Here is a 19,872-nt window from a genome sequence, read left to right on the forward strand (position 1 = left end):
GCTGGAATTAATGTAACACAAAAACCTATTGCTTGCATTCTTTCAAAATTAAATGATCCCAATAAGAAATTTGAACGAATAAACATTTTTACTATATCACTTTTATTTAATTTCTTTTCACTCATTATTTTATCTCCTTTCTGTAATTACATTAAGTCTGAATCATCAATATCATCAATACTTCTAGTTCCAGCTACTGCTACTTTACCTTCATTAGCTATTGATTTTATATGGAATATTGCTGCAATAACACCTACAGCACCAAAACCAATTAAATTGAAGTTCGTAAATGCTGCTAGTAGGAATCCAATGAAGAAGAATGGTAGTAATGACTTACTATTCATCATATTCATTACCATTGCATAACCAACAACTACTATAAATCCACCTGATACTTGAAGTCCTCTTGTAATAACTTGTGGTATGGCTGCAAGTGCCGCATTTACTGCATCTGTTCCTGCAAGTACTCCTACTATAGCTGCTGGAATGGCTACACGTATTGCTTGAAGTGATAACCCTAGTATATGACACATTTCTATTCCTCTTGTGTTACCCTTTTCAGCATATTTATCAGCTAAGTGTTGGAAAAATACAGTTATTGTTCTCACAAATATAGTAAGAACTTGTCCTGCAGCTGCAATTGGTACTGCTACTGCTATACCTGCTCCAATTGACTGTTTACCAATTATAACAAGTATTGCTGAAATTACACTTGCAAGTGCTGCATCTGGTGCCATAGCTGCACCGACATTCATCCATCCTAATGCTAACATTTCAAGTGTTCCACCTAGTATAATTCCTGTTTTAATATCCCCTAGTACAAGGCCTACTAGTGTACATGCAATTATTGGTCTGTGGAACTGTGCCTCATCAAGTACACTTGCCATACCAGTAATTGCTGCAACTATTACTAATAAAATTAATTGTAAAGTGCTCATTTATAATTCCTCTCTTTCTTTTTTTGATTTATATAAAAAAGTTTTTATATGCTTATATAAATTGTAATTCCTTTAATCTGTCCATTAAGTTTATCTTAGTATCTTTTGCTAGTTTCCTTACCTCTAATTCGATACCTTTTTCATTAAGCTTTTTAAACGCCTCAATATCAATATCATTCATACATAATGCATTTGTAACCTGTTTATCACCAGCCTTATAGCACATTCCTCCAACGTTTACAGATTTAATAGGTACTCCGCCTTCAACCATTCTTAATACATCTGTAGGGTTTGTAAATAAGAATAAAGTTTTAAAACTGTCAAATTTAGGATTATTATATGCTTCAATTGCTTTAGCTATTGGAAGCACATATGCTTTAATTCCTGGAGGCGCTACTTGAATTACTAATTGTTTTCTTAAATCATCTGCTGCAACTTCATCACTGCAGGCAAATATTCTGTTACACCCACTCTCCTTAGTCCAAACTGTTGCTACTTGTCCATGTATTAATCTGTCATCTATTCTTACAAAGCTAATTTCCATTTTTTTATCTCCTATCTTTTAATTTTTATATTTACTTAAATTGCGCTTATATTGATATAACTTGTTGCATAAATTTTCAATATTATTTTCCAAAGAACTTATGTATTAGCATTCTCAATTAACTTTACCTATTATAATTATGGAACTAAAAATGCAGTTATCTGGAATACTTATATAATTTCTTCATCTATATTGATATTTTTAGTTAAAACTTTTATAGACTCTTTTCCAGAGTTTTCTGCTACTCTTAACAATTCGGTTATGCTTGAAAAATCTCTGCTTCCTAGAACCTCTAAAATCATTGGCAGATTAACACCTGCTACAATTTCCATATTCTCATGTTGCATTGCGATTATGCTTGCCGCATTAAACGGGCTTCCTCCAAACAGATCTACCATAAATAGTACTCCGTCTGTTGAATCTAACTCTTTTATAAGAGTGTTATATTTTTCTACAAGTGACTCAATCCCTTCACCTGGTTTAAATGTAACGGCACCTACATTTTCCTGATCTCCAAAAATCATTTCTGCTGATTTAAGAATCTCCTCTGAAAATATACCATGGGTACCTATAATTACTGAGATCATTACTTTATCATCCTTTCTTGCTACATATATTATTTTTATATTTATATACATAGCAATTCCTATGCCAACTAAGGATGTAAATAAAAAAATCATCCAAAACTAAGGCTATAACTACCTTTTTTTGATATTTAAATATTTTTAATTACACTATGAGTTTAAGATTTACATACTTCAAATCACATTTAACACAGTTTATTAAATAATTTTGTAGAATTAACACACATGTATATAAAAATTAAATGCCACTAACACACGATCCTTTTAGATCCATGTATTAATGGCAGTTAACTTTTAAATTTCATATTTTCAAGTCATAATTTTTTTATATATTGCGATTAAGTTTCCAAATCCTGGTTTTAATCATGCACTCAGCTTAATAGAGTTTTGATCTTAAAATCATTATCACAACATATATACTAATTAAAATTTAATGTTTTAGTTAAAGTCCTATACTAAACCAAGTTTCATCCAATTATATCAGCAATATAATATATTTCATCATCTGTTAGATTTATTGATAATGCATTTTTGAAAATCAAACTAGCTTGTTTTAATGCTTCTATAATTTTTTTGTCAAAACTTGTATCACATTCATCATATACTAGTCCATTATTCAGCAACATTCTCTCCAATGCGCATGCAACATGAAACATGATTCGTAATTTAACTGGATTTTCAAATTTTTCACTCAATAACCTTTCAGTACAATTCAAGAATTCATTTAATAGGGAATAGATCTTTTGTGGATTAAGAAATGTTATAAACTCGGCAATGGTTTCTTTACAAATATTTTCAAATATTATTTGCTTATCTCCTGTATTTTTTATAGCTTCTATCTTTTTACCTTGGATAATACTTATTAATATATTCTCCCCTGTTCCATCGATTAATTGTTCTATAGATATAAATGGAATTCCAAGATTAGGATTTGCAATACCTATAATAGCCAGAATATTATTTTCTTCCTGAATATTCTTAATTGACTTAGTTAAGTTCGTAAGCCCAAGTGAAATAATATTAACATTCTTAACACCTATATTATTTGTAACAGTTTCTACCAACTCCTTAAGCTTTATAGCTGCCCCTTTTCCAGTAGAACATACAGTAATCATAACCTTATTTTTTTCCTTAGTTTCTTGAATTGCTTGAGTGTTAATATTATTAGTGTATCCCCTAAAATCAGTAAGTAAATACGAATATACTGAATTTAAATCAGCGTCACAAACGGAACACTTTCTAACAGCTTCTAGAACTAGTGGCGTTGAAACCATATCAATACTTTTTATGTTTATTCCTGTCTTTTCTGTAATAACATCTGCAAAACTATTCAAAGATCCCATATCTACTAAAAGCAATACGCCTTTTCCCTCATCAACTTCCTTAACTTTTTCTATAACATTATCTAAAACATCTGATGGTGCTCTTTCAAGAGGCATATCAACAGCAAGAATATTATCAGCTTCAAATAGCTTTTTAGCTACATTAACCATGCTACTTGCAATTCCTGATCCATGTGATGCTACTACAATTCCAACTCTTTCTTGACGAGATGATTCTTGTATTGAATTTAATAATAATGCTAAATATTCGATCTCAACATTAGGTATACTTAGGTTAAAGTTCTTCTCAATAAGTGCATGGATTTCTTTAGCAACCTCATATTCTTTACTTTCAATTGATATCGATAAATCAATATTGGACTCATAAGAAACAGTATTCTTCTTAATCCTATTAAATAGTGCGCTAAAGTGAAGACTTGTTGCATAAATAAATCTTTCATTCAATTTTCTATTTAATCTATTTTCAGCTAGTATTTTTATCTTTTCTGAAAATTCCACAATATTTTTATCAACAATCTTTAATAGGCCTTCTCTACGACTTATATCATTATTAAATCTATCATAAAATTGTTTTAAATGAATGCTAATGTCTGTAGTAATAAATCTCTTTATTTCTTCATCATTCATGCCCTCTTCTTGAAGCACAGAAGTTTTACTCTCTATTATTCTATAAATATTAAATGGTGTTTCATAATCCTCTGTTTCTAAGAATTTTCTATTGCCATCTGGCTGAATAGTGATATTGTTAGGGATGATATTCCACATAGTTGTTTTATCTTTAGTTTGATTTCCAAAAGCTAATATTCCGCTTTTTATATTTGGAGGTAGCGTACTTAAATTTATTTCAATGTCCTTATTTGTGTTAATACAATTAAAAAAGCCCTTTGCACAAACCAATTGTATATTAGATTTTAGCTGTCCTACATTTCCATAATTGGTACTGCCTATGAGAGCTTTAATTGCTTCCGACGAAATCTTAATAGTTTTGTTCACTCTCTGTGCTTCTTTGGAAATCAAATATTGTACAAGCTCTATTTTTTCATTAACAGGTCTTTCATCAAAAGGTGGAATAGTTATTGTTATAGGAATCCTTCTAATAAAAGTCTTAAGTAGCGTAGAACTTGGATCCTCTGTTGTAGCTCCAATCAATAGCACATTCGCTTTATGCTGTCTATCTGTTTCGCCTAATTTGTTATAGGTTCCCGTATCCATAAAGTAAAATACCATTTCCTGCCCTTCTGGTGGTAATCTATGTATCTCATCTAGAAACAATATACCTCCATCAGCTTTTTCAACAATCCCTTCCTTTTCTTTTTCAGCTCCTGTAAACGCACCTTTGACATGTCCAAATATATGTGATAGAAGAAGTTGAGGATTATTAGAATAATCAGCACAATTAAATATTATAAATGGCGGATCTTTTTGTGACTGTTTTATATTTTTATAGTATTTGTACATCATATTAGCAAATAAACTTTTACCAACACCAGTACTACCAATTATTAGGGTATGCAACCCATTTGGTGGGTATAATAAAGCAGCCTTTGCTTGTTCTATTTGATTTTTCAAACTTGTATTAAATCCTATTAGCGAGTCGAAAGGTGATTTATCTTCTTTTTCCTCTAACAAATTGATAAAATCATTAATTTCTATACCTTCTTCACATTTATCATTTAAGTTTACATTTAATATTCTAATAAACTGCTCTCTATCAAAATATAGAACAGGTCTATTTTTAATTTTAATTATTTTCTTTTCTCTACAAAGAATATTAAGTTCTCTGGAAGCATTACTCCTTAATATCCCCAAGTGTTCAGCAACTTGCTGCGCACTAAATCCCTTAATTTTAAATAATTTTTCTTTAGTAAATTCCCTAGAATTTGATAATATATACTTATAAATCTTATCAATTTGCTTCATAGCATTATCACTTTCCTCTAATCCCTAGTTTTAATTTTTAGTACTTACCATTATATATCCAAATCTATAAATAACACTTCTATTTAAATTTCCAACTAAATACTTACCTAATTTCTTATTCAAAGCAATTATTGTACCAAACAAGAGTGTAAATAAAGCATATTATAATAAATTTAAGCTTAAACCAGCTTCACTTAATAAAAATATTTACTCTTTACACTCTTCTTTTTAATTTACACAATACAGACTTTCATTAACACACTTTTTCTATTATTTTTTAGTACAATTACACTCTAATATTATTTGTTATATTTTTTCACACTAATATATATGTTATAATTGAGCCTCTAAATTTTTGACCTAGCTGAGTACTTTGCTCATTAGAAGTTTAAATATAAATTTATTATTGCAATATATATTAAAATAAATTTCTTACTTCACTTAAAATAGGCATTGATGCTATTGCTCCATAATTTGTACATGTAATAGCACCTACTTTATTAGCAAATGTAATTATGTCTTTCCATTCTTCAAAGCTTATATTTTGTTTATTCTCAATATCAGATACTTGTTTTAATACAGCTCCAACAAATGCATCTCCAGCACCAGTTGAATCTACTTGCTTAATTTTAATGGATGGAATTATTCCATTCTGTCCACCAACACTTAGATACGTCCCTTTAGATCCTAGCGTAATAGTTACAACCTTAACGCCTAATTCATGTAGTTTATTAACTCCTGTTGTTATATCTTTTTCCTTAGTTAATAGAAAAAGTTCTTCATCACTCAATTTAGTAAAATCGCTTTCTCTTATGAACTTAATACTATCTTCAACAAACATTTCTAATTTATCTGGCGTTATTAATGCATCACGATAATTAGGGTCAAAAGATACATATATATTATTTGATTTTGCATATTCCAATAATTTAAAATATGTTTTCTTTAATTCACCTTCTAAAAATCCTGTAGCGGAACCAAAATGAATGATATCTGAGTTATCTATTTTTGATAAATTAATATTATTAAATGAATATTCTCCATCACTGCCTCTTAGAAAATCAAAATTACGCTCACCATTTTTATCTATACCAACTAGCGCTATTGTTGTACTACTTTTTTCTACTGCCATTTCTGTATTTATATTTAAATCTTTTAACAATTCTATTAAATGTTTTCCAAAGTAGTCATCACCAACTTGTCCTAAAAAATAAGCATTTCCATCTAATTTAGAAATGCATGCTGCAACATTTGCTGGCGCCCCACCTGCTTTTTTCTCGAACTTTTCTCCATCTTTTAATCCTTTATTATCAACACAAACCATGTCAATTAAAAGCTCTCCTATACAAAAAATATTTTTACTCATCTTACTCCTCCATATATCTTAGTTTATATTCATTAAACTATAGAAATTCACTTTAAAAACTAACATTTATTTGAAATTTTCCACTTATCTATGTACTTAAAAGTGGCTAAATTATAAAACCTAATTTAGTCGCTTTTTTAAACACATCTAAATATAATCCTTAATTTAAAACAATACTATGCTTTTCAATACTTACTTTTGCTTCACCCTTAGCACAAAACGAAATATCTGTTGCATCTAAGTTAGTATAAAAAGTAGATGTCATTACTTGTTCGCCATCATTTGCAAATATTTCAACAGAGTATTTATCTATAATTAATCTTAGTTTAATCTTTCCATTTTGATTTCTTATATTCATTTCTCTCTTATGTAAGGAATCACAAAGTTTCCCTGAATAACTTCTATCAAATGAAATGATATCTTTTCTTGGATCAAAAGTAACTAATGTTTCATAGTCATTATTTTTAGCAATTTTAATTATAAACTCTTCGCAATTTGAACCATCAATTTCCAGAGTCATATCTAATTCTCTTCCTGATATACCTTCTAACTCCACATTATCTTTAATTAATACATTCTCGTATTTAACAGAATTCTTATAATAATTCCTAATTTCTCTAATTGGATTTTGGATTAGCTTTCCATCCTTTATTGTTAGTTCTCTAGGAATGCTCATCATTCCGCACCACTTAAAGTCACTTGGAACAATATTATTTTCCCATGATTGCATCCATCCTATCATAATTCTTCTTCCATCTTCTGCTTCTAGAGTTTGAGGAGCATAAAAATCCAAACCAAAATCTATAGTTCCATAATCTTCTCTATTAAACGTATGATTTTCCTTATCATATTTTCCAATTAAGTACACCGTATTATGTCCATTATGGAATTTTAGTCCATTCGCCTTTACTTCCATTGGTGAAATGATCATGATATTATTTCCATCAATATTAAAAAAGTCTGGACATTCCCACATGCTACCTATCTCATTTTTACTTCTATCCAGAATACAAACAAAGCTCCATTCTTTCAAATCACTTGATTTATATAAAAGAATTTGTCCGCTTCCATCAGCATGCCTGCTAGCTACTACAGCATAAAAACCATCATCTTCTTTCCATATCTTAGGATCTCTGAAGTCTTCTAAATTACTACCTTCTGGTAGAGAATAACTTGTTATCACAGGATTACAAGTTAGCTTTTCATAATTTACTCCATCTCCAATTGCAATACATTGAGTTTGTCTAATTATATGAGCCCCATCTTTTTGAACTTTGTCCAACACTCCAGTATACATGAGTATTTGCTTTCCATCTGACTCTACTGCACTTCCAGAAAAACATCCTCCCATATCATATTCCTGATCTGGCGCAAGAGCTGTTGGTAACTGCTCCCACTTTATAAAGTCCTTTGTCTTACTATGCCCCCAATGCATTGGTCCCCATTTAGTATCGTATGGATAATATTGATAAAAAAGATGATACTCCTTTGCAAATTTAGAAAATCCATTTGGATCGTTAATCCAGCCGACTGGTGATGATAAATGAAACAATGGCCTCTGCTCTTTTGGTATACTCTTTATAGATTCTTCTTCAAAAACTCTTGCTTTATTTAAAATTTCACTACTATTTCTCACTACATTATTCATAATCATTTCCTTTCAATTATCTTAAATATTATATAAGCGACCATACAAGCCGCTTATATAAGTTTTTTATTTTGCAAAGTATGCATCTAAATATTTTTGTTTAATTTCTAATATTTTTGATAAACCTTGATCATCCATTTCTTTTAAATAAGAGTCCCATTCTTCATCTATTCCACCATTTAAAATCCATTCAGCTTTCTTACGTTCTGTATATGCCTTTACTGCTGTTTCATATTGAGTAAGTTTTTCTATATCTTCTTGAGACATAAATACAGGTGGATAATTGTAATCAGCTTTCATATCTTTAACATAAGTTTTATGAAGTATATCTAATCTTTCTTGGGCATCATCTGGAGATGTTGTATACTTTCCATAATAACTATCAAGAACTGCTAATGGTCCTGAAACAAATTGATTTGCACGAACTTCCCATGGTGATGCTGTACCTAATTGTAAATGCTTTAAAGTTTTATTTTCTGTTAACTCAAATACATTTTGATTTTTCTCATCACCATATGTTCCCCAGTTATCTTGTATTGATTGAAGAGGATCATATAACTTATCTATCCATTTTGCTGTTAATTCTAAATTTTTATTTGCCGATGTTACAACACATCTTCCTAAATCAAACCCATATCCATTTGATCTAGTAGCATTAACAGTTCCATTAGGACCTGCAAGTGCTGGAAGTGGAATATAATCATCTTTGTTTGCAGCTATATTAGCTTTATCCCAAGTGAAAAACATACCGTAACGATCATTTTTTCCTTTTGCTACAAAAGTATCCCACTTTTGAGTAAATGCTTCTGGATCTATAAGACCTTCTTCTTGAAGCTTGTGAAGCCACTTGATACCTTCTTTATATCCATCTTGAGTAGTTGAATATACAACTTTCTTATCATTAGTCACCATATAATGATCTCCATTGTCTCCCAATCCAAAAGCCCCAAGTATAAATCCTGGATCTTCATTTCCGCCAACAGCATTAATAATAAATGACATTGGAATTACATCTGTTTTCCCTTCAGGGTGTTTATCTTTAAATGCTTTTAAAACTGTAACTAATTCATCAGTTGTTTTTGGTACTTGAAGACCTAATTCATCAAGCCATTTTTTATTTATCCATGGAATATCTCCAACAGCTTGAATAGCTTCCTTTCCACTTCCTAATTCCTCTATCCATGGGAATGAATAAATATGACCATCAGGTGCAGTAATCATTTTCTTATACTCTGGTTTTTCTTCTAGAACTTTTGATAAATTTGGCATATATTTTGTTATTAAATCTTCAACTGGAATAATAACTCCTTGTTTTGAATAACGAAGTAAATCATTATTGTTCATACCAGCATTAAATACTACATCTGGAAGTGTATCTTTTTTTGATAATGCTAAATTCTTTTTATCAGGAAATTGATCATCTGTATAGCACGTCCAATCGATATGCACATTTGTTTCTTTCTCTAATCTTTGAAAAATAATTCTTTCATTTGGGTCTTGAGTCGAAATTGATGGCGCACTTGTAAGCATTTTTAAAGTAGCTGTTTCTTTTAATGGAAATGAAACATCCTTTAATGTAGCTGTATCTGTTTTCTTGCTTGAGCTACTACATGCTGTAAATGATAATACTGTTAACATAGCTAAAGAAATACTAACCAACTTTCTAATTTTATTTTTCCTCATATTATTTCCCCATCCTTTTTCTATATATATTTTTTTATCCCTTCACTGATCCTGCCATTATTCCCTTATCAAAATACTTTTGGAAAAATGGATACATAACTAGTAAAGGTAAACTTGAAACAACAATAGTGGAGTATTTTAGCAATTGTGCCATTTTAGCCATTGCTGCTGCACTTTGAACATCTGCAATCATACCAGGTCTTGGTGTATTTTGAATTAAGATTGATCTAATTACTAATTGCAGAGGTTGCAATTTAGTATCATCTAAATAAATCATAGCATCAAAGTAACTATTCCATTGAGCTACAAATTGATATAAAAGTAATACTGCAATAATTGGTTTACATACTGGAATCATTATTTTAAAGAAATGTGTAATATCACTTGCACCATCTATAGCAGATGCTTCTCTTAACTCTTTTGGTAAGCTTTGAAAATAAGTTCTTGCCAGTATAATATTCCATACATTAATTGCACCTGGAAGTAAAATCGCCCACACTGTGTTAAGAAGCTTTAGATTGTCAACCAAAAGATATGTTGGCATCAACCCTCCGCCAAAAAACATAGTAATAATATATAAAGTAGTAATAATTTTTTTCCCCACAAAATCTGGTCTAGATAATGGGTATGCAGCTAAAAGTGTGGCTCCAACTGAAATTACCGCATAAGCAGTAGAATAGAATACGGAATTTAAAAATCCTCTTAAAAGCATATCGTCTTTAAATACTCTTGTATATCCTTCTATTGACCATTTACTAAAATCAAATGTTATTCCTTGATTGTTTAATGTATTGGGATCCATAAAAGAAGCAACAACTATATATATAAGTGGTATAATAATAGCTAATACAAAAAGTATTACGCCTACATAACCACTTATTGTAATAGATTTATCAGAAAATGATAATTTTTTGAATTTTTTCATTTTCATTTTTATATTCATCTTATATTCCTTCTCCTTCATTTAATTTTTTAACAATTGAATTCACAACTATTAATAAAACTATATTAATAACTGAATTAAACAAACCTACGGCTGTTGAAAAACTATAATCTCCATTTAGAAGACCCATTTTATAAACATAAGTTGGTAAAATTTCTGAAGTTGGTAAATTCAAATCTGTTTGCAAAGCTAATGCTTTTTCAAAACCTACACTCATAATATTTCCTGCTGATAAAATAAATTGAATAACCATAATTGGCTTAATTGCTGGTAAATCAACATTCAAAATTTGTTGAAAAATATTCGCTCCATCTATAACAGCTGCTTCTGTTAATTCTTGACTTGCATTTGAAAGAGCTGCTGTATAAATAATTGATGCCCAACCAGTTGCCTGCCAAACTGAACTAGCTACATATATAGTCCGAAATGCACTAGGCATTGCCATAAAGTTTGTAGCAGTTCCAAAAAATTGATTAACTGGCCCAATCGGTGATAAGAAAACTATAATCATACCTGAAATTACTATTACAGAAATAAAATTAGGAGCATACAAAATTAATTGAATCTTTTTCTTAATTCCCTCACTCTTTATTCTTGCTAAAAGTAAAGAAAGTATAATCGGTAACGGGAATCCCCACAATATTCCATATAAACTTACCTTTAAAGTATTCATTAACAAAGTCATAAAATCTGGGGAAGATAAAAATCTTTCAAAATGTTTTAATCCTACCCACTGACTATGGAAAACTCCCGAAATAGCACTATAATCTTCAAATGCAATTAGTACTCCTCCCATAGGAATATACTTAAAAATAATTAACAGTATTAGTGGCGGTAGCGTGAAGAACAGATATAATTGATAATTCTTTTTGATATACTTTAACTTACTATGTATTTTAGAGTTCTTTTTATTAATAATAGGATCTCCACCATCTAATCTGTTAAAATTAAATCTTGTACTTTTTACCCCATTCAAACTTATTTCCCCTTTCATTTTATTATTTATTTTTTACATTTGTAACACAAACTCAATTTACCTTTACAAATCCACTCTGCTTGTTAAATCTTTTTTGTAAACCTTATCTTTAATTTATAAATAGATATTACCAGATTTTCATTACATTTGTCAATATAAATATTACATTTTATCATCACTGCGTTTTTACATTTGCACACAAAATATATTATATCTCTTTTTATTTGCCAGCATTTATGTATATATAATTATTTTATTTTACATTTGTCACTTCATTTGTTATACTAATGTCAATAACAATACTTAAAATATTGATACAGATTTTATATGACAAAGAAAGGAGCCTTTAATAATGCTAAATAAGAAAATAACGGTTCAAGATATAGCCGATGAATTGGGGATTTCAAGGAATACAGTTTCTAAAGCTTTAAATAATACTGGAACATTAGCAGAAGCTACAAAATCTAAAATTATTCAAAAGGCAATTGAAATGGGTTACAAACAATTTGCATATGTAAACAATGTATCATCCATTTCTCCCAATTCATCTTTAAATAAAGAAATTGCACTATTAACAAGCAGTATGCCAAACAGTTCCCATTTTGGATCTCATCTTTTATCAGGTTTTGAAGAAAAGATGAGCACTCTTGGCTATAGATTGTCTATGTATGTTGTTCGTGATAATGAATTAAATTCCTCAAGCTTACCATCGAACTTTAAACCTGAGTTGGTTGATGGCATAATATGCATAGAAATGTTTGATAAAAATTATAGTGAGCTTATATGTGGATTAGACATTCCTACACTATTTATCGATTCACCTAGCACCCACAACAGTAAACCCGTAAATGCTGATATTCTTTTAATGGAAAATTTCCATAGTACTTATAATATTATTAAAACCCTAATTAATAATAATAAAACAAATATAGGGTTTGTAGGCGATATATATCATTGTGAGAGTTTTTACGAACGTTGGAAGGGTTATTGCTCTGCTCTATTAGATTCAAAACTCTCATTTGATATTAATAATTCTATTATCGAAAACGACAAAGAACCTTATGCTGATCCTGAATGGCTTGGTAACAAGATAATGAACCTTTCAGTTCTTCCTCAAGTTCTTGTATGCGCAAACGATTTTATTGCAATTAATGTCATAAGAGCTCTAAAACATAAAAATATTTCTGTACCTGATGATATTTTAGTATGTGGATTTGATGATTCAATGGAATCAAAAATAATTGAACCTCATCTCACTACTGTTAGTATCCCAAGTTATGAGATGGGAGATATTGCCGCAGATTTGTTACTTTCAAGAATAGATAATCCATCCATTCCATTTAGAACAATCCATGTTCGTACTTCACCTAAGTTTAGGGAATCTACTGGGAACTTACTGAATAAGATTAACTTTTAACCAATTAAAAATACCCTATAAAGATAAACAATTTAATAAAAGTCCATCTTTATAGGGCAGTTTTATATTAAATAAAATATATAAGATTACAAAAATATCTTATCAATCGTCTTTCAAATATAGTCGTAAACTTCAATAAAGTTTCCATTAGTGAAATTTCTTGATTAGAAGATTCCATAAATTGAAATATTAATAAGCAGCTTTAAATATATTTACGATATCTCTTTCATTTCCTTTTCTTGGATTACTAAATGCATTTCCATCTAAAAGAGCTAGTTCTGCCATATGTTCAAAATCTTCTTCTTTAATTCCCATTTCTTTCAAACTTGCTGGGATTCCAACGTCTTTTGAAAGTCTAAACATAGCATCTATAGCTTTTTCTGCTGCTTCTATTATTGAAAGACCTGAAATATTTTCTCCCATAAATTCTGCTATATCCGCAAATTTCTTAGGATTTGATATCATATTATAACGTTCAACATGAGGTAAAAGCATAGCATTAGCAACACCATGTGGCATATCATATAATCCACCTAATTGGTGAGCCATTGCATGTACATATCCTAAATTGGCATTATTAAACGCCATTCCAGCTAACAATGATGCATAAGCCATGTTTTCTCTTGCTTCAAGATTTTCTCCTAAAGCTACAGCTTGTCTTAAATTTTGTGATATTAGTTTAATAGCTTGTATTGCTGAAGCATCTGTCACCGGATTTGCATCTTTTGATACATATGCTTCAATTGCATGAGTTAAAGCGTCCATTCCTGTAGCTGCTGTTAATCCTGCTGGTTTTTTAACCATAAGCATTGGATCATTTATAGAAACTAATGGTAAGTTTCTCCAGCTAACTATAACAAATTTTATTTTTTTCTTTGTATTAGTTAATACGCAATGACGAGTTACTTCACTAGCAGTTCCTGCAGTAGTATTTACTGCTACTATTGGTGGTAATGGATTGCTAAGTGTTTCTATTCCAGCGTAATCATAAAGATCTCCTTCATGTGTTGCAGCAATTCCTATTCCTTTACCACAATCATGAGAACTCCCTCCACCTACAGTTACTATCATATCACAATTTTCATTTTTAAATATTTTTAATCCTTCTATAACATTAACATCTTTTGGATTCGGTTCAACTCCGTCATAATATGCAACATCTAATCCAGCTTCTTTTAAATATTTAACTGTTAATTCAACAGCTCCACCTTCCATGTCTCTTAAAAATTTATCTGTAACTATTAATGCTTTTTTTCCACCTAATATTTTACATCGTTCGCCTACTACTGATACTGAATTTGCTCCCATAAAGTTTACACTTGGTACTAAATAATCATACATTCTCATATAAAATATTCTCCTTTTCATTTTAAAATTATTTATTAAAAATTTCTGCTGCAGCCTTTGCTATAGCCATATCTTCTTCAACACTTCCTCCGCTTACTCCCACGGCTCCAATAACTTGTCCATTTTCTATTATCGGGAAACCGCCGCCAAAAGGTATTATTCTGCAGTTATTGGTTAATTGTAATCCATAAAGACTTTCTCCTGGCTGAATGCTTGGAGTAACTTCATGAGTTCCTATTTTTAATGCTGCTGAAGTAAATGCTTTGTTGATTGCTATATCAACACTTGTTATAAAAGCGTTCTCCATTCTGTGCATAAGCATTAAATTTGTCCCTGAATCTACTGCCGCAAACACTATTGGCACATTCATTTCAGCAGCTTTAGCTTCAGCTGCCACAGCCATTTCCTTTACTATATCAAGGCTTAATTGTTTTATTTCATTTAACTTCTTCAAGATTCACATCTCCTTTCATAGACATATTTTTTAGTCGCCTTCAGAATATTACTGCGCTCCAATTGTGCAAGGTATTCCCATAATTTCAACTAAAGCTTTTAATCTCTCCATTTTATCTTCACTAGGAGATTTCAATTCACCTAGTAAATAATCTCTTCCAATAGCTTCATACTTATTTTCTCCATAATTGTGGTATGGAAGAAGATCAATTCTTTTAAGGTTTGTTAATGATTTTGAAAATTGAGCTATTTCTCCTATACTTTGTAAATCTGCATTAAATCCTTCAATTACGGGAATTCTAATTATTATTTCTTTAGTCAATTGATCGCTTAATTTGATGTTTTTTAAGATAATATTATTGCTTACGCCTGTAAATCTCTTATGAACTTCATCATTCATACTCTTTATATCAATCATAGCTAAATCTATATATGGCATTACCTTTTTTACGGCTTCACTATTCACATACATTGCTGTTTCAATAGCAGTATGCCATCCATATGCTTTACATTCTTTTAAAAGCTCTACTGCAAAATCAGGTTGGAGTAACACTTCGCCTCCAGATAATGTAATTCCACCATTTGATCTTCTATATTGGACACTATCTTTTTTTAATTCTTTAATGATCTCTTCAACACTGTATTTCTTTCCTTCAAGAACAAGCGCTCCATTTAAACAACTTTCAACACATCTTTTACATTTAATGCATTTACTTTTATCTATTCTATATACTGAATTCATATCAATAGCTGAAGTTTCACATACTGACTGACATCTTCCACATTTAGTACATAAATTTTTATTAAACATTATTTGAGGAGCAACTTCTTGTGATTCTGGATTACTACACCATAAACATGACATATTACAACCTTTGAAAAATACTATAGTTCTTATCCCCGGTCCATCATGTAATGAAAATTTTTGTATATTAAATATGACACCTTCAATATCTTTACTCATCACTTTTTATCCCCTCTGAAACTTTTTTACATAACATGTTCTGTTCTTGCAATGATATCATTTTGTATAGATTTATCTAAAGAAATGAATTGCGCACTATATCCAGCAACTCTAACAATTAAGTCTTGGTACTTTTCAGGATTTTTTTGTGCTGCAAGTAATATTTGTTTATCTATTACATTAAATTGAACATGAAAACCTTTTTGATCAAAATAACTTCTTATCAATGCTGATACATTTGTTAATCCATTATCACCTTTTAATGCTGATGGATGAAATTTTTGGTTGAATAAAGTTCCATTTGAAGCTATAAAATGATCCAATTTAGCAACTGAATTACAAGCTGCAGTAGGGCCAGACACATCACATCCTCTTGATGGAGAAACCCCATCAGCTAATGGTTGTCCAGATTTTCTACCATCTGGAGTAGCACCTGTTAAAATTCCAAAGTATACATTTATTGATGATGGATATAATCCTGGTTGAAATTTTCCACCTCTTGGGTTTGTATATTTATTAACTTCCCTACAGTATACTAATGCACCTTCTCTAGCTAAATCATCAACTTCATCAATATCATTTCCAAACTTAGGAGCTTTTTTTAGTAATGCTTGTATTTCTTCTGCATTTTCAAAATCATTATTTAATGCTTTCTTTAATTCTGAAGGCGTAATTTTATTTTCATCAAACACAACTTTTTTAACAGCAACTAATGAATCTCCTATATTAGCTACCCCAACACCTTGTGGTCCACTAAAGTTATATTCTGCCCCACCATCTTGAAGGCTTTTTCCTCTACCAATACAATCATCAACCATAGATGACAAGAAAGGTAATGGTGCTCTTTCTGCATGTGCAATATCTATACAATTATCAGCACAACACATATGTTTTACAAAATACTCCATTTGAATCTTATAGGCATTCATAAATTCATCAAAAGATTTCATTTCTTCAAAACTTTGAGTTTTAGGTCCAATTTGTTTATTTTTATCTAATCCAGAATTTATAGTTAACTCTACTATTCTAGCAAGGTTAAAGAATGCTGAATCATGCCATCCTTCTGTTTTTCCTGGCTTTTGTGGCTCAACACATCCAATTATTCCATAGTCTCTTGCATCTTCTAACGTAAGTCCTCTAGCAACTAATGCTGGAATAATAACTTCATCATTATAATAAGCTGGAAGTCCTAATCCTTCTCTAGTTAATTCTGCTGCTCTAAGCATAAATTCGTCTGGAGTCTTATTCCATATTCTTACTGATAGAGATGGTTGAGGTAATTTAACATGTACTGCTGCTTCTAATGCCATATATGATATTTTATTTGTTGCATCTTTTCCTTCTGAATTTTGCCCTCCAACGATTAAATTTTGGTACATTGGATAGCCTCCAAAATGCTTAGTTGAAATCTCATCTCTTACTTTATTAATATCATTTAATTTAATCCATATACAATCTATTAACTCTTGAGCAAATTCCTCTGTTATATTTTCATCATTTTCATAATATGGATACATATATTGATCAAATCTAGCTGGCGAAATAGAATGTCCATTAGATTCTGTATTTATTATTGCGTGAACAAACCAAAATGATTGACACGCTTCATAGAAAGAAGTTGCTCCTTCTGCTGGAACCTTTAGACAGATTTTTGCTATTTCATTTAATTCAGATTTTCTTTTTAAATCATTTGCATTGTCTGCAAGCTCTTTAGCCTTTTTAGCATATCTATTTGCATATATTATTGCTGCTTCGCAGGAAATAATAACACTATTTAAAAATTTCTCTTTCTTTATAAAATCAGGATCTATACTTCTATTTTTCTCTAATTGTTCCTTTGCTTCATTTATAATCCCATTAAATCCAATTTTTAATACTTTCTCATAACTAACGGAAACATGTCCCACTCCATTATAGTAATAATTTCCTACAGTAAATACATCAGAATTTACTGCTTCTCTTGTTTCTTCAGTCATATATGAAGTTGCTAATTCACTTGTTGTTTTTCCATTCCAATATTCAAATACAGCTTTTAATTTTTCTTTACTTTCTTCTGAAATTTGAAATGCATCTCCAGTCCTTTTGTCTAGTCTATCTAATTCATCTTGTAACCATTTATTAGAAAATTCAGGAAATACTTGAGAAGATCTTGGTTCTTTAGTTAAACTTCCTACTATAAGTTCTTCTTCTCTAATTGTTATAGGGATATTTTCCAATATATGCTTTAAAGCCAATGCCCTTCTTAATATTGCCGGCTGCCCTTCTGTTTCTTTAAATGATTCTGTTATTAATACTGCTCTCTCTGACTCTACACATGGTTTAGCATTTAATATTTGAGCTTTTAAATTATTTATTCTTTCTGTTTGGGTACTAAATCCTTTACTTATCATTCTAATTTCCTCCAATCATAATTTCGCTTGGCTTAATCTAATATTATCATCGTATTGATAAATTTTTAACAAAATTTATTGCTTAATATTTGTACTTTCTTGCTATCTTGTCTTACTTTTTTATTTATTAGTATTTTCTTGTTTAATGATAACGTTTTTGTTGATTCCTCTAAATTTAAAAATTTGACATCCTTGTTGTGCGCAACAGTTTTCTTTAAATTTCAATTTTTATTAAAAGTTACATTAAAAATAAAAAGCTATCCAATAGTGATAAAAATCATTATTAGATAGCTTTTTGTCTTTAATTATTCTAATTACTATTTCTATATACTGATGGAGTTATTCCTACTGCTTTCTTGAAAACTTTTGAAAAATATCCTGATTCATCGTATCCTAAACTTATAGATATATCTATTATAGACATATCCGTATTATCTAATAACTGCTTAGCTTTTTCTATTTTATATAAATTTATATAATCACTGAAATTCATTCCTGTGTTTTTTTTAAATAATTTACTTAGATAAAAAACACTTAAATTACAAGCTTTAGACACACTTTCTAATGTTATTTTTTCATTATATTTTTCACTTATATAAGTTAAAACTGGATTTAAAACAGTGTTTATCTCTTTACTTCCAATCAATCTTTCCCTAATTATATCATCATGATTATCTTGGCTCATAAATTCTAAGAATTCATTCATAACAATATTTATTTTAGATATATTATTAATAGTATATAACTTATCATTATATATATTAAGATTTGTATATCCCTTATTTTTATCTCTCATTTTAATAAAAATATTAATCATTCTATTTAGTAAACTTGTACATTTATCTTTATAAATATTAATATCCCTATTGCATAACAATTCATATCCATATAATAAATTCTGAAGCAAATCCTTAATATCTTTTTCTTCATTAAAAATTATTTTAGATAGAATCAATAACTCTTTTTCTTTTAATTTATTTTCATTTGTTGCTAAATTTATAATATGTTTATTTAACATGTTATACAAATTTTCTAAACTTATTGGTTTTAATATATAATCATCAATATTTAGATCAACTACTTTATTATTGAAATTATAATATTCAATAAGTAATATTATAATTTTATCTTTATTATTTTTTTTTATAATTTTTGAAGCCTCAACTCCATTTATTCCTGGCATCTCATTATCTATAATTATTATATCTGAATTAACTTCTTTATCAATTTCTATTGCTTTTTTGGCATTTTCTAATGCGGCGACAATGTTCATTTTAATATCTAATTTATTAATTATTTTTTTAAGTGCTTCTAGCTCTATGCTCTCATCATCTACTAACATAACATTACACATTA

Annotated in this window: 16 protein-coding genes; 1 reads left to right on the plus strand and 15 read right to left on the minus strand. The window is 29.7% G+C overall.

Annotated elements, in window-relative coordinates:
- The 10 genes from ACJDTP_RS14925 to ACJDTP_RS14970 all read right to left on the minus strand — a co-directional run.
- A partial coding sequence (locus ACJDTP_RS14925; RefSeq protein ID WP_406761742.1) for a PTS system mannose/fructose/sorbose family transporter subunit IID occupies nt 1–125 on the minus strand: 125 nt, incomplete at its 3' end.
- A 21-nt stretch (nt 126–146) separates the two neighbouring features.
- Entirely contained in the window at nt 147–938 is a 792-nt protein-coding gene (locus tag ACJDTP_RS14930; RefSeq protein ID WP_406761688.1) for a PTS mannose/fructose/sorbose transporter subunit IIC, read from the minus strand.
- 52 nt (nt 939–990) lie between these two features.
- Nucleotides 991–1,482, minus strand: coding sequence for a mannose/fructose/sorbose PTS transporter subunit IIB (locus ACJDTP_RS14935; RefSeq protein ID WP_012060035.1), 492 nt, complete (start codon nt 1,480–1,482; stop codon nt 991–993).
- Nucleotides 1,483–1,652: 170 nt separating this feature from the next.
- Nucleotides 1,653–2,069 carry a PTS sugar transporter subunit IIA gene (locus tag ACJDTP_RS14940; RefSeq protein WP_031276348.1) on the minus strand — a complete coding sequence of 139 codons (417 nt, stop codon included), beginning with the start codon at nt 2,067–2,069 and terminating at the stop codon, nt 1,653–1,655.
- Nucleotides 2,070–2,533: 464 nt separating this feature from the next.
- Nucleotides 2,534–5,329, minus strand: a complete 2,796-nt coding sequence (locus ACJDTP_RS14945; protein ID WP_023976802.1) for a sigma-54-dependent transcriptional regulator — start codon at nt 5,327–5,329, stop codon at nt 2,534–2,536.
- Between the two features lie 418 nt (nt 5,330–5,747).
- A complete protein-coding gene (locus ACJDTP_RS14950) occupies nt 5,748–6,695 on the minus strand; it encodes a carbohydrate kinase family protein (protein WP_023976803.1) in 948 nt (315 codons plus the stop codon).
- A 160-nt stretch (nt 6,696–6,855) separates the two neighbouring features.
- Nucleotides 6,856–8,343: a glycoside hydrolase family 32 protein gene (locus tag ACJDTP_RS14955; protein WP_023976804.1), complete on the minus strand. Its 1,488-nt coding sequence runs from the start codon at nt 8,341–8,343 to the stop codon at nt 6,856–6,858.
- Nucleotides 8,344–8,409: 66 nt separating this feature from the next.
- Nucleotides 8,410–10,026 (minus strand): type 2 periplasmic-binding domain-containing protein, encoded by a 1,617-nt coding sequence (locus ACJDTP_RS14960; RefSeq protein ID WP_023976805.1) that lies wholly within the window; start codon nt 10,024–10,026, stop codon nt 8,410–8,412.
- 34 nt (nt 10,027–10,060) lie between these two features.
- Nucleotides 10,061–10,969 (minus strand): carbohydrate ABC transporter permease, encoded by a 909-nt coding sequence (locus ACJDTP_RS14965; protein ID WP_023976806.1) that lies wholly within the window; start codon nt 10,967–10,969, stop codon nt 10,061–10,063.
- A 1-nt stretch (nt 10,970) separates the two neighbouring features.
- Nucleotides 10,971–11,945 carry an ABC transporter permease gene (locus ACJDTP_RS14970; protein WP_406761689.1) on the minus strand — a complete coding sequence of 325 codons (975 nt, stop codon included), beginning with the start codon at nt 11,943–11,945 and terminating at the stop codon, nt 10,971–10,973.
- A gap of 352 nt (nt 11,946–12,297) precedes the next feature.
- On the opposite strand from ACJDTP_RS14970, the gene ACJDTP_RS14975 reads away from it, so the two are divergent.
- Nucleotides 12,298–13,362: a LacI family DNA-binding transcriptional regulator gene (locus ACJDTP_RS14975; protein WP_023976808.1), complete on the plus strand. Its 1,065-nt coding sequence runs from the start codon at nt 12,298–12,300 to the stop codon at nt 13,360–13,362.
- Between the two features lie 189 nt (nt 13,363–13,551).
- On the opposite strand, the gene ACJDTP_RS14980 is transcribed toward ACJDTP_RS14975, so the two are convergent.
- The 5 genes from ACJDTP_RS14980 to ACJDTP_RS15000 form a co-directional block, all read right to left on the minus strand.
- A complete protein-coding gene (locus ACJDTP_RS14980) occupies nt 13,552–14,709 on the minus strand; it encodes an iron-containing alcohol dehydrogenase (RefSeq protein WP_406761690.1) in 1,158 nt (385 codons plus the stop codon).
- A gap of 28 nt (nt 14,710–14,737) precedes the next feature.
- Nucleotides 14,738–15,163: a GlcG/HbpS family heme-binding protein gene (locus ACJDTP_RS14985; RefSeq protein ID WP_406761691.1), complete on the minus strand. Its 426-nt coding sequence runs from the start codon at nt 15,161–15,163 to the stop codon at nt 14,738–14,740.
- A gap of 48 nt (nt 15,164–15,211) precedes the next feature.
- Nucleotides 15,212–16,126, minus strand: coding sequence for a glycerol dehydratase activator DhaB2 (gene dhaB2 / locus ACJDTP_RS14990; protein WP_087702493.1), 915 nt, complete (start codon nt 16,124–16,126; stop codon nt 15,212–15,214).
- Between the two features lie 26 nt (nt 16,127–16,152).
- On the minus strand, nt 16,153–18,516 hold the full coding sequence (dhaB1, locus tag ACJDTP_RS14995) for a glycyl radical glycerol dehydratase DhaB1 (protein WP_271808851.1): 2,364 nt from the start codon (nt 18,514–18,516) through the stop codon (nt 16,153–16,155).
- A 310-nt stretch (nt 18,517–18,826) separates the two neighbouring features.
- Nucleotides 18,827–19,870: a response regulator transcription factor gene (locus ACJDTP_RS15000; protein ID WP_406761692.1), complete on the minus strand. Its 1,044-nt coding sequence runs from the start codon at nt 19,868–19,870 to the stop codon at nt 18,827–18,829.
- Nucleotides 19,871–19,872: the final 2 nt, after the last annotated feature.

This window comes from Candidatus Clostridium helianthi (assembly GCF_045310795.1).
Classification (GTDB): Bacteria; Bacillota; Clostridia; order Clostridiales; family Clostridiaceae; genus Clostridium; species Clostridium helianthi.